This window comes from Comamonas avium (assembly GCF_014836675.1).
In the GTDB taxonomy this organism is placed as follows: Bacteria; Pseudomonadota; Gammaproteobacteria; order Burkholderiales; family Burkholderiaceae_C; genus Comamonas; species Comamonas avium.
Window position 1 is genome coordinate 336,058 of the sequence record NZ_JACSQK010000001.1, and the last position, 12,526, is coordinate 348,583.

The window sequence follows — 12,526 nt, forward strand, 5'->3', positions numbered from 1 at the left end:
GCTATGGTTGTTGAGTTTAGCGAATGGCCTCAGGTGCATCGCCTTCCAGCATGCGTCGCGCAATGATGACGCGCATGATTTCATTGGTACCCTCCAGAATCTGGTGTACGCGTGCGTCGCGCACCAGTCGTTCCAGCGGGAAGTCGCGCAGATAGCCGTAGCCCCCGTGCAGTTGCAGTGCTTCGTTGCAGACCATAAAGCCAGTGTCGGTGGCAAAGCGTTTGGCCATGGCGCAATAGGTGGACGCATCGGGTGCTCCCGCATCCAGCTTGCTGGCAGCCAGACGCACCATCTGGCGTGCAGCGACAAGTTCGGTCGCCATGTCGGCCAGCTTGAACTGCAGTGCCTGAAAGCTGGCAATTGCCTTGCCGAACTGTTTGCGCTCTTGCATGTACTGCTGTGCTTGTGTCAGAGCCCCTTGGGCTGCACCCACCGAGCAGGTGGCGATGTTGATGCGCCCGCCATCCAGCCCCTTCATCGCAATCTTGAAGCCTTCACCCTCGTGGCCCAGCAAGTGGTTGGACGGAATGCGCACATTATCAAAATTGATAACACGCGTGGGTTGGCTGTTCCAGCCCATTTTTTCTTCTTTTTTACCGTAGCTGATGCCGGGCAGGTTTGCAGGAACCGCAAATGCGCTGATACCTGCTGAGCCTGAGGCAGCTTCTCCTGTGCGTGCCATAAGCACCAGTACATCGGTGCTGCCCGCGCCGCTGATAAAGGCTTTGGCTCCATTAATCACATATTCGTGGCCCACTAACTCAGCCCGTGTCTTGAGCGAAGCCGCATCGGAGCCTGCACCTGGCTCAGTGAGGGCATAACTTGCCAGTTTCTGGCCGCTGGTCAGTGCCTCACCCCATTCAGCGCGCACGACATCGGTGGCCCAGGTGCCCAGCATCCATGTGGCCATATTGTGAATGGTAATGAAGGCGGTCGTGCTGGGGTCTACAGCAGCCATTTCTTCAAATATCAGGGTGGCATCCAGGCGGGGCAGGGCCAGACCACCAGCATTTTCGGGGGCGTACAGACCGCAAAAACCCAGTTCGCCAGCTTGAGCAATCGCTTCGCGCGGGAAGATAGCTTCTGCATCCCAGTTCGCTGCGTGCGGTGCCAGGGCGGTTTGCGCAAACTGGCGCGCTGTGTTGGCAAAGGCGCGCTGGTCTTCGGTGAGTTCAAAGTCCATGGCATTGTCTCCTGGTCGATTGTTGTTGTTCTAGCTTGGGGCAGCCTTGAGTGCTAATGTGCTGCGCGCCCGTTGTGCAGCCAGTGCAGCAGGGTGGTGCGGCGGGTTTGCGTCTCTGTGTTCAAACAGTCATGCAAGAGCTGTGGCCATTCGGCGCGCTGTTCATCGGTAGCGTGGCGGGCCTTGCAGGTCTGACTGCGCTGGCGGCTCCAAGCGTTCTGGTCTTTGCGCAACGCTGGGCGCTCGTTGGCCGATAGTGCCAGCATCACATCGCCGTAGAGAATGTTCTGCGCAGTATCGGTTTGCTGAAAACGCTGGACAGCACAGGCATTGCGGCTGGCGATACTGTCTGACTGAGGGTCGCAGGCTGCGCCCGCTTGGGCAAAGCTTGTACACGGCAGCAGCAATCCCGCCAGCACGGCCAAGGAAGAGAGGTTCAAACGCATGCGTTCAATCATCTCAAATCCTTGGCAATGCGCGTGCGTTTTACTTGAGGCTGATGGTGGTGTTCACGCCGTGACTGGTGGTGCTGTCATCAAACCAGCGGGCTGTAATGGTCTTGGTCTGGGTGTAGAACATCACCACTTGCTTGCCGTAGGGACCAAGATCACCCAGTTTGGAAGCGCGGCTGCCGGTGAACGAGAACAAAGGTACAGGCACAGGGATTGGCACGTTGATGCCCACTTGGCCCACATCAATGTCTTCCTGGAACTTGCGCGCGGCTGCACCCGACTGCGTAAAGATAGCTGTGCCGTTGCCGTTGGGGTTTGCGTTGATAAATTCAATGGCCTGATCGATGTTGTCGGCCGACACAATGCACAGCACGGGGCCAAAAATCTCCTGGTCATACACGCTCATGCCGGGTTTGACGCCGCTGAAAATGGTGGGGCCAACAAAGTTGCCCTTGTCGTAGCCAGCCACTTGGGGCTTGCGGCCATCCAGCTCCAGCACCGCACCATCGGCAATGCCGCGCTCGATAAGGCTTTCTACGCGTGAAAGCGCAGCGCAGCTGACCACAGGGCCTACATCGGTTGCAGCTTCGGTGCCGCCAGACACTTTCAGGGTCTTGGCCTTGGCTACCAGATCAGGAATCCATTTCTGGCTTTCGCCCACCAGTACCACCACTGACAGAGCCATGCAGCGCTGGCCTGCTGCACCAAAAGCTGCTCCGGCCAAGGCGTTCAGTGACTGCTCTTTGTTGGCATCAGGCATGACGATGGCGTGGTTTTTAGCACCCATCATGCACTGCACGCGCTTGCCATTCAGGCTGGCGCGGTTGTAGACGTGTGTGCCGACCTTGGTGGAACCCACAAAGCTGATGGCCTTGATGTCTGGATGGTCGCAAATTGCGTTGACTGCATCTTCACCACCGTGGATGACATTCAATACGCCCGGTGGAACGCCCGCTTGCAGCGCCAGCTCGCACAGGCGCATGGTGACCATGGGGTCTTGCTCTGAGGGCTTGAGCACAAAAGTGTTGCCAGTGGCAATTGCCATTGGGAACATCCACAGCGGAATCATGGCCGGGAAGTTGAAGGGTGTAATGCCGGCACATACCCCCAATGGCTGGTTCAGGGTGTAAGTGTCAACGCCATTGGCCACATTATTGGCCAGCTCGCCCAGCTGCAGGCTGCCAATGTTGGCAGCGTGCTCCACCACTTCCAGGCCGCGGAAAATGTCACCTTCTGCGTCGGGCAGCGTTTTGCCTTGCTCGGCGGTCAGAGTGGCCGCCAGCTCTTTCATGTTCTCGCGAATGAGCTGCTGCAGCTTCAAGAAAATGCGGGCACGGGTGCCAATCGGGGTTTTCTTCCAGCTCTTGAACGCTTCTTTGGCGTTGCTCACTGCCAGATTGATTTCTTCAGGCGTGGCAAAAGGCACGCGGGCCAGCACCTCTTGCGTGGCGGGGTTGACCACATCACGCCATTGCGTGGTTTTGGATTCCACCAGCTCGCCGTTGATCAGCAGCTTGACGGTGGGGGCCAGCACATTCGAAGAAGTAGGTGCGTTCATTGGGCTTGTCTCCTTGTTTATAGGGTTGGGCTGGCCTTGTAAGCCATTCGTCGCATGGTAGATGTGCAAATCTGCTTGGGCAATACGCGTTTACGCACCTTGGCTTTGCAAAAAAGCACAGGCAAACTGCGAGCATGGACTGGGATCACTTGCGTTTTTTTGCGGCTCTGGCTCAAACAGGTACTCTGGCGGGTGCTGCGCGTGCTCTGGAGGTTGAGCACACCACGGTAGCGCGCCGCATTCAGGCGCTGGAGCAGCAACTGGGCCATCCACTGTTTGTGCGAGAAGCCTCGGGGCACAAACTCAGTGAGGCTGGGCGCCAGCTATTGCCTGTGGCCCAAAGCATGGAAAAAGCCGTGCGTGGCATTGAGTATCAGACGCAGCAGACCGCCTCGCAGCCAACCTCGGTGTCTGGATTGGTGCGTGTAGGAGTGACGGAGGGCTTTGGCGTTCAGCTTCTGGCCGCTCCCTTGGCGCTGATGGCCCAGCAATATCCGAAACTGTCTGTCGATCTACTGGCTTTGCCACGTTTAATGCAGTTATCACGACGTGAAGCCGATATCGTAATTTCACTCGAACGGCCCAAACGTGGCACGGTGGTGGTCAGCAAGCTGGCCGACTATCACCTCTACTTGTATGGCGAGCGGCAATATCTGGCGCGCAAACCACTGGTACGCACCAGCGAAGATTTGCGTCACCACCAGTTCATTCATTACGTGGACGACATGCTTTTTTCTAAAGAACTGCAATTGCTGGCGCAGCTGTATAAGCCCACGCAGTTTGTTTTTCGCAGTACCAGTATTGCCGCACAGTACGAGGCAGTACGCGCAGGTGCTGGTTTGGCAGTGCTGCCCGCGTTCATGGCTGACCGTGATCCTTTGCTGCAGCGGGTGTTGCCAGAAGCAGCAAAATTTGAACGCACGTTTTGGATGTCTATGCCGCAAGAGGCCAAGGGTGTGGTGCGTATTCAGACGGTGTGGCGCATGCTCAAGCAGCTGGCACTGGAGCGCCTTGCGCAGTTAAGGCCGATTTGACCCGGGTTTAGTTCTTTCATTAAACGACTGAGATTGTTGTAGCACGTGCTGTAGCAGGGTTATGCTTGAACGCTGGTTAATCTTTGTTAGCAATCGCTGGCAAGCCTCACCGTCTTTCTTCTTTTTTGTGCTTTGCTAATGAAATCACGCTCCAAACTCCAACAGCGGCTGCAAATGTGGTGGCCTACCGTTGCTGTGCTGGCTTTTGGCTGCGCGTTGAGCGTAGGTCTATGGCAGAGCCTTGAAGAGCGGCAAGCGCACACCGTGCAGCTGCGACTGGATCAGCAAGCTGAGATGTTCAGCGCTTCAGTGGCGCAAAGGTTCTATGCCTATGGCGACATCGTCCATGGGATGAAGTCTGTTCTGGAGATGAGCACAGTGCCTGCCCATGAGGTGTTTGCAGCCTCCAAGCTCACGCAGGACGCTGCTTTTCGTTACCCGGGTCTAGAGGCATTGAGCCTGATAAGGCGAATGGATGCGGCCCCCTATGCAGAACATAGGGAGCGCTTGCTGCGGGATATATCCGCGCAGCAGCGCGTTGATGAAAGTCAAATGCCTTCGCTGCCTTTGGTGCAGCCCGATTACTACATCGTGGACGATGTATGGCCTCTGGGCGCGCGGCGTGCTTTGCGGGGCATGGATGCTGAACGTTACCCGCCAATCAAAGCGTTGATTGCAAGTGTGCAGCACGTGTCCGGGCCTGTCATGAGTGCGCCGTTGGTACTGTCGCCAACGAACAATGCAACCACAGGGGTTCTGATCAGTGTGCCCTTGCGTACGGCTGGACAGGGAGGCGAGCTGGGTGCCCTGACGGGTGTCTTGAATCTCAGTGTGAATTTGGAGCGCATGATGGAGCGCTTTCTCGCACGAGGCATGCTTCCGCATACGGTGGTGTCCATTGAGGATGTAGGCGTTGTACCTGAGGGAATTCCTACCACGCAAGCAGACCAGGTGGTCTATGTCTCAGAGGGATGGGCTGATGTACCAGCTTCTGCGCCAAGGGCCAAAAAAGCGATTGTGATCTGGGGACGCATGTGGTCTCTGGAGTTTGCCTCCAATGGCTCGGTTCTGTCGGATGTAGAGCGCTCGTTCCCGGTGATTATTGCCAGCAGTACTTTGGGTGCCACATTGCTCCTGGCGGCCGTTGTGCTGCTGCTTTCGCTGCAGCGAATGCGTGCGCAAATTCAGGCAGAGGCCAAACACAATTTATTGAGCGAGCGTACGGACAGGCTCAAAGCCTTGTTCAACCAAACTGCGGTGGGTGTGGCTGAGATAGAGCCAGCTAGCGGCCGCTATCTCAGCGTCAACGCGCGTTTCGCAGATGTCGTAGGGTTTGGCTTGGAAGCGCTTGAATCAATGACGATTTATGAGCGTATTCACCCGGACGACCGTGCTGAGTGCGAGAGGCTGGAGCGACAGCTGACCAGTGGCCGGCTTCCGCACTTTGTGAGCACACAGCGGATGCTGCGTGCAGACGGCGGGGTTATTTGGACCGAAGTCTGGGTTTCTCCACTGTTGAATGCGGGCGGCAGGGCTGTTGGCCGCCATATTGTCTTGCTGATGGATGTGACCGAGCGCCGTTTGCTGCAAGAGCAATTGCAGGCGCGTGAAGCTTATTCCAGCGAAATGCTGCGTTATATGCCGGTGGGTCTGGTGGTCGTCGGACCTGTAGGCAATATCGAGTTTGTGAACCACCAGTTTGAGGTCATGACGGGCTGGGAACAAAGCGATGTGCAGGATGAATCTGCTTTGTGGCGGCATTTGTGTGTTGATGCGCAGCAGCATGCAACGCTGTTGCAGCGTTTGAATATGGGCCGCTGTGAAGTGGTTCCAACAGGTGTGAACATGCCAGCCATGGAATACCTGTTGCGCAGCAAGAGTGGGCAAGAGCTGACGATGGAAGTCTCTGGCCGTTTCTTGGGTGGGCGCATCCTCTTGAGCTTTGTTGATGTGACGCAGCGCAAGGCAGCCGAGGCCGAGATTCGCTGGCTGGGCTTTTACGACAACTTGACGCAGTTGCCCAACCGTCGCCTGCTGCTGGACCGTTTGAGCGAGGCCCTGACACGCAGCCAGCGTGGCCATGCGGGGCGTGGTGCATTGCTGCTCTTGGATATTGATAACTTCAAGTCGCTCAACGAAACCCTGGGACACCAGCACGGTGACGCATTGCTGCGTCTGGTGGCAACGCGGTTAAGCAACTGTATTGCAGGGCGGCACACTCTGGCGCGGCAAGGGGGCGATGAGTTTGCGGTGGTTCTGGAAGATTTGCCAACTGACGCTTTGGAGGCGGGGCGTTACACCGAGCAAATGGGGCGCTCTATATTGGAGGCCTTGAGAACGCCTTTCTATTTAGGCAACCAGGATTTCCACGTCACCGTCAGCATGGGCGCTGTCATGTTTTGTGGTGCAGGCGATTCGGTGGAGGAGTTGCTCAAGCGGGCGGATCTGGCCCTGTATCAGGCCAAGAGCGCCGGACGCGATACTTTGCAGTTTTTTGATCCCAGCATGCAAAAAGCGGTCAGTGCGCGTGTTGAGATGGAAAAGGACATGCGCCTGGCTTTGGAGCGCCATGAGTTTGATCTGTTCTTTCAACCTCAGGTTCAGAGGGACAAGGTCATTGGCGCGGAAGCCTTGCTGCGCTGGAAGCATCCCACCAAGGGATTCATTCCACCAGGGGTATTTGTTCCAACGGCAGAAGAGTCCGGCCTGATTTTGCCTTTGGGCGAATGGGTGCTGTACGCTGCATGCCGGCAGTTGGCGCATTGGGCGCAAAACCCGGCGTTGGCCGAGTTGACCATGTCGGTGAATGTCAGTCCACGCCAGTTCTATCAGCCCAATTTTGTTGAGCAAGTGCAGCAAGCTTTGCAAGTTACAGGCGCCAAGCCGGGCTTGCTGGAGCTGGAGCTCACGGAGGGCATGCTGCTGACCGATGTGGAAGACACGATTCAGAAGATGGTGCAGCTCAAGGCCATCGGCGTCATGTTCTCGCTGGATGATTTCGGCACGGGCTACTCGTCGCTGAGTTACCTCAAGCGTTTGCCGTTGGACAAACTCAAAATCGACCAAAGCTTTGTGCGTGAAGTAGTCACAAGCACCAATGATGCGGCGATTGCACGCTCCATTATTGCCTTGGGTAACAGTCTGGGGCTGCAGGTGATTGCTGAAGGTGTGGAGACTGAAGCGCAACGGGTATTTCTGGCCAAAAATGGCTGCAGCTACTGGCAGGGCTTTTACTTCAGTCGTCCGCAACCAGCAGCTGAGTTTGAGGCGTGGGCCCATGCGTATGGTGCCGAGGGTAAGGCGCTGAGCGAAGCAGGTTGAAACTCAGTCTGTACTGAATGGTGTAGCACTCAGGCTGTAGTCTGCGTCAGATCTGCAGCGTGTGCTTTGTTTCTACTCCTGAATGTAGAGCTGCAAGCGCTTATTGTGTAAGCGTAAAAGCCTATTTTTGTTACAAACTCGCTGCTATCGCGTTCTCAGTATCTGTAACCGGGGGCGTTATCATCCCTGTTCATCTTCCCCCGTTGCATCGTCTGCTGCTGATTTCAAACCTCTGTGCGCCTTAACTCCATCAAGCTTTCTGGCTTTAAGTCTTTTGCCGAACCCACCAATTTTCTGCTGCCCGGCCAGCTGGTTGGCGTGGTGGGGCCCAATGGCTGTGGCAAGTCCAACATCATGGACGCCGTACGCTGGGTGCTGGGTGAAAGCAAGGCCAGTGAGCTGCGCGGCGAGAGCATGCAGGACGTTATCTTCAATGGGACCACGCACCGTAAACCCGCCAGCCGCTCCAGTGTAGAGCTGGTGTTTGATAACAGCGATCACCGAGCTGGTGGTCAGTGGGGGCAGTTCACCGAGATCGCCGTCAAGCGCGTGCTCACGCGTGACGGCAACAGCTCTTACTTCATCAACAACCAGCCAGTGCGCCGACGTGACGTGCAGGATGTGTTTTTGGGTACGGGTTTGGGACCGCGTGCCTACGCCATCATTGGTCAAGGCACGATCAGTCGCATTATCGAATCGCGCCCTGAAGAGTTGCGCCTTTTTCTGGAAGAGGCTGCCGGTGTTTCCAAATACAAGGAGCGCCGTCGCGAAACTGAGAACCGGCTCTCTGATACGCGTGAGAACCTGACACGTGTAGAAGACATCTTGCGCGAGTTGAATGCCAACCTCGACAAGCTGGAAAAACAGGCCGTGGTTGCTGCCCAGTACAACGCACTGCAAGGCAGCGTCACCCTCAAGCAGCACCAGTTGTGGTTCTTGAAAAAGCAAGATGCGGAAGGCGATCTGTCAAGAATTCGCCAAGAAGGCATGCAAGCCGTCAATGACCTGGAAAGCCGGATGGCAGAAATCCGCCATATCGAGGCTGATCTGGAAGCCATTCGCCAGGCGCACTACGAAGCGGGTGACAAAGTCAACCAAGCACAAGGCCGCCTGTACGAAGCAACTGCTGAAGTCGGTAAGTTGGAGGCGGAAATCCGCTATGTGGTGGAAGGTCGCCAGCGCGTTGAGCAGCGCATGCAGCAACTGGCCGAGCAAATTACCCAGTGGGCGCAGCGCAAGGACGATGCAGACATGGAGCTGGAGAGCCTGGCCTCCAGCGGCATGGATGCCGAAGAGCAGGCTGAAATGCTGGCAGCGCAACTGGAGGAGCAAAGCCTGCGTTTGCCTGACCTGGAAGACGCATTGCGCGTCACCCAGAACAAGGCCAATACCCAGCGCCAGCAAGTGGTGCAGGTGCAGCAGCAAATTCAGGTACTGGCTGCCGAGCAGCGCAGCATCAACGAACAAAATCGTCAGCATGAAAGCCGCTTGGAGCGACTGCGTAACGATCGCAATGCTTTGGCAACCCCCGACGAGGCACGGTTGCAGCAAATTACGGAGCAGTACTCCGATGCCGCTGAGATGGCAGAGATGGCGGAAGCGGCCTTGGTGGAGCTGCAAGACAGCGTTCCACAGCTTGATGATGGGCGCCGTAGTCGCCAACACACACTGAATGCAGAAACAGCCAAGCAAGCAGAGCTGGCCGCGCGCATGGAAGCGCTTAAGGCGCTGCAGGAAAAGGTCAAAACCGACGGCAAGCTTCAGCCCTGGCTGGCCAAGCACGGCCTAGATGGCTTGCAGGGTCTGTGGACACGGATTGCTGTGGAAAGTGGTTGGGAAAATGCGCTGGAAGCCGCCTTGCGCGAGCGTATGGGCGCGCTGGAAGTGAGCCGCTTGGACATGGTGCGGGGGTTTTTGGGCGCATCGGCCAAAGATGCTCCTCCCGCTCGCTTGGCCTTCTATTGCAAACCCGATGCCAGTATCAACCTGAGTGGAAATGGCTTGCCGCTGATGGCGGAGTTGTTGCGTGTCAGCGATGCCAGCCTGAAGGCGTTGCTGACCGAGTGGCTCACTGGCTGCTACACCGCCCAGAGTTTGGATGAAGCGCTGAACCACCGTGCCCAGCTTAAAGCCGGTGACACCATTTATGTACCGACAGGCCATGCGGTCACCGCGTACAGCGTGAGCTTTTATGCCCAGGATTCTGAACAATCAGGCTTGCTGGCGCGAGCGCAGGAAATTGAACATCTGGAAAAAGAGCTGCGGGCACAGGCGCTGATCAGCGAGGAAGCGCGCAGCGCCTTGGTGAAGGCTGAGGCTGCCTATGCCGATGCCTCGCAGCGTTTGGTCAGTGCGCGCCGTGAAGCAACGGAGGCCAAGCAATCTGCCCACGAATTGCAGGTAGACATGCTGCGCCTGACACAGCAAGCAGAGCAAGCACGTGCACGCACCGCGCAGATTGAGGCCGACGTGGCCGAAGTGCAAGCTGCACTGGATGATTTACAAGAGCGCGCGGTGGCTGCAGAAGCGCGGTTTGAAGAGCTGGATATGCAGCTGGCCGACAGCCAGGAGCTGCACGCCCAGCTGGATGACAAAGTTATTGAGTCTGAGCGCAAGCTGGCAGAAAGCCGCGAACAGCTTCGCACTTTGGAGCGCCGTGCGCAAGAGGCAACCTTCAGCCAGCGCAGCATGCAAGCGCGGCAAGGAGAGTTGCAGCGCACGCTGGAAACCGCTGAGCAGCAAACCAAGTCACTGCTCGAAGAGCGCGAACGAGCCCAGGTGGAGCAAGGGCGTTTGAACGACGCCGCCGCCCAAGGCGGTCTGCAGGATGCGTTGAACCTCAAGATGGAGCGTGAGCAGGCCGTGTCTGCTGCGCGCAGTGAATATGAAGACCTGACCAACAAGCTGCGTGCCAGTGATGAGCGCCGCGTCCAGATTGAACGGGCTTTGGAGCCCATGCGATCGCGTATTACGGAGTTTCAGCTCAAAGAGCAGGCCGCTTCGCTGGGCAGTGCGCAGTATGAGCAGCAGTTGGCGGAAGCGGGGGCTGATCTGGCCGCTGTGGCGCAATCCATTTTGGAAGGCAACGTCAAGCTGCATGGATTGCAAAGCGAAATTGATCGTTTGCAACGCGACATTGTGGCGCTGGGCGCGGTGAACTTGGCGGCTCTGGAAGAGCTGCAATTGGCCAAGGAGCGCAAGACCTTTCTGGATGCCCAGATGGCTGATTTGACGGAAGCCATGAGCACGCTGGAAAACGCGATCAAGAAGATTGACAACGAAACGCGCGAGTTGCTCTCGGGGACCTTCAACACCGTCAATGAGCACTTTGGCCGCATGTTCCCTGAGCTGTTTGGTGGAGGGCAGGCCAAACTGGTGATTACCGGTGACGAAATTCTGGATTCTGGTGTCCAGGTGATTGCGCAGCCCCCGGGCAAAAAGAACCAGACCATTCATTTGCTCTCGGGTGGCGAAAAGGCGTTGACCGCAATTGCGCTGGTGTTTGCCATCTTCCAGTTGAATCCAGCGCCTTTTTGTCTGCTCGATGAGGTGGATGCCCCCTTGGACGATGCGAATACAGAGCGCTATGCCAAACTTGTGGCCAGCATGAGCAAGGGAACCCAGTTCCTGTTCATCAGTCACAACAAAATTGCCATGGAAATGGCGCAACAATTGATTGGCGTGACGATGCAAGAGCAAGGTGTCTCGCGCATCGTGGCCGTGGATATGGAATCTGCCCTGTCCATGGCCCACGCCTGAGTATGGATAACGGGACAAAGCACTTTCATGAGTACCCTTCAAATCAGTTTGGCCGTGGCGGGCGTGATCCTGCTGGGTCTGATCGTTGCCTACAACACATGGCTGTACCGTCGCAATGCACCCAAGCGGGCAGATGCGGATACCCGCGTCAGTGATGGCCACTCTCGCTTTGACCCTGCGCTGGATGGCGTGGATGTGACCAATCTTCCAGAGCACGCACATGTATCAGCGGCAGATCCGCTGTTTGACAGTACCCCCGCATCTGCGGAGAGCAGCGGGCACACATGGGGCGCAGATACCGCTTTGGATGCATCGCCTGCTGCCGATGCTGCCGAGGGCATGTTGACCGCAACGCCTGAATCTGCTGCACGTGTTGCACAGCAAAATGCGGAACGCAAGCAAGCGCTAGACGGGTTGATTGATGCGATTGCTCCTATCCGTATAGAAAATGTGGTGACGGGTGATGCCGCGTTGATGGTGCAGCCCACCACGCGGCGCGCGGGTAGCAAGCAGTTTCGGATTGAAGGCTTGAATGCAGCGTCTGGCGAATGGGAAACCGTGCGTGCCGGGCAGCGTTATTCGGCTTTTCAGGGCGGTGTGCAATTGGCCAATCGTCTGGGTGCACTCAACGAGATTGAATTTTCTGAGTTTGTGGCCAAAGTGCAGGGCTTTGGCGATGCACTGAACGCTGCAGTGGACTTGCCAGACATGCTGCATGAAGTGAGCCGCGCACGCGAGCTGGATCAGTTTGCCGGGGAACACGATGCCCAACTGAGCTTTATGCTGCGGCCCCGTCGTGCAGCCTGGAGCCCAGGCTATATCGAGCAGCATGCTGCAGCGGCGGGTTTTGTCTCTGCGGCGATGCCAGGACGTATGCAATTGCCCTCAGTAACATCGGCCCATGCGCCTCTGCTGACGTTGGTCTATGACGCACAAGCTGCGCAGGCTGACAATCTGGACCAGACTGCAGTGCACGAAGTGTGGCTGAGTTTGGATGTACCGCAAGTGCCGCGCACTGAAGAGCCATTTACGCGCTTGCGTGAAGTCGTTCAACAACTGTGCGAAGGCATGGATGGCATGCTGTGTGATCAAAATGGCTACCAGCTGCTGCCTCAGGTGCTGGATCCGATTGCTGCGGATCTGGACAAGCTGTACGACAAGCTCGACAGCCGTGAGCTTTCTGCAGGCTCCATGCTGGCGCGTCGTTTGTTTAACTAAG

At 56.9% G+C, this 12,526-nt stretch carries 7 protein-coding genes; 4 read left to right on the forward strand and 3 right to left on the reverse strand.

Translation table 11 applies throughout. The annotated features are described in order from the left end of the window. Nucleotides 1-16: 16 nt before the first annotated feature. The 3 genes from H9646_RS01515 to H9646_RS01525 are packed head-to-tail and all read right to left on the reverse strand — an operon-like array spanning nt 17 to nt 3,193. A complete protein-coding gene (locus H9646_RS01515; RefSeq protein ID WP_191721559.1) occupies nt 17-1,183 on the reverse strand; it encodes an acyl-CoA dehydrogenase family protein in 1,167 nt (388 codons plus the stop codon). A 53-nt stretch (nt 1,184-1,236) separates the two neighbouring features. Further along, nucleotides 1,237-1,641 carry a lysozyme inhibitor LprI family protein gene (locus tag H9646_RS01520; RefSeq protein ID WP_191721560.1) on the reverse strand — a complete coding sequence of 135 codons (405 nt, stop codon included), beginning with the start codon at nt 1,639-1,641 and terminating at the stop codon, nt 1,237-1,239. 28 nt (nt 1,642-1,669) lie between these two features. Further along, nucleotides 1,670-3,193: a CoA-acylating methylmalonate-semialdehyde dehydrogenase gene (locus tag H9646_RS01525; protein WP_191721561.1), complete on the reverse strand. Its 1,524-nt coding sequence runs from the start codon at nt 3,191-3,193 to the stop codon at nt 1,670-1,672. 134 nt (nt 3,194-3,327) lie between these two features. Between H9646_RS01525 and H9646_RS01530 the strand changes: the two genes are divergently transcribed. The 4 genes from H9646_RS01530 to H9646_RS01545 all read left to right on the forward strand — a co-directional run bounded on the left by H9646_RS01530 (nt 3,328) and on the right by H9646_RS01545 (nt 12,525). After that, nucleotides 3,328-4,227 (forward strand): LysR family transcriptional regulator, encoded by a 900-nt coding sequence (locus H9646_RS01530; protein ID WP_191721562.1) that lies wholly within the window; start codon nt 3,328-3,330, stop codon nt 4,225-4,227. Between the two features lie 138 nt (nt 4,228-4,365). After that, nucleotides 4,366-7,548, forward strand: a complete 3,183-nt coding sequence (locus H9646_RS01535) for a bifunctional diguanylate cyclase/phosphodiesterase (protein ID WP_191721563.1) — start codon at nt 4,366-4,368, stop codon at nt 7,546-7,548. Nucleotides 7,549-7,782: 234 nt separating this feature from the next. Then, a complete protein-coding gene (gene smc, locus H9646_RS01540; RefSeq protein WP_191721564.1) occupies nt 7,783-11,307 on the forward strand; it encodes a chromosome segregation protein SMC in 3,525 nt (1,174 codons plus the stop codon). Nucleotides 11,308-11,334: 27 nt separating this feature from the next. Then, nucleotides 11,335-12,525 (forward strand): cell division protein ZipA C-terminal FtsZ-binding domain-containing protein, encoded by a 1,191-nt coding sequence (locus H9646_RS01545; RefSeq protein ID WP_191721565.1) that lies wholly within the window; start codon nt 11,335-11,337, stop codon nt 12,523-12,525. Nucleotide 12,526 lies beyond the last annotated feature (1 nt).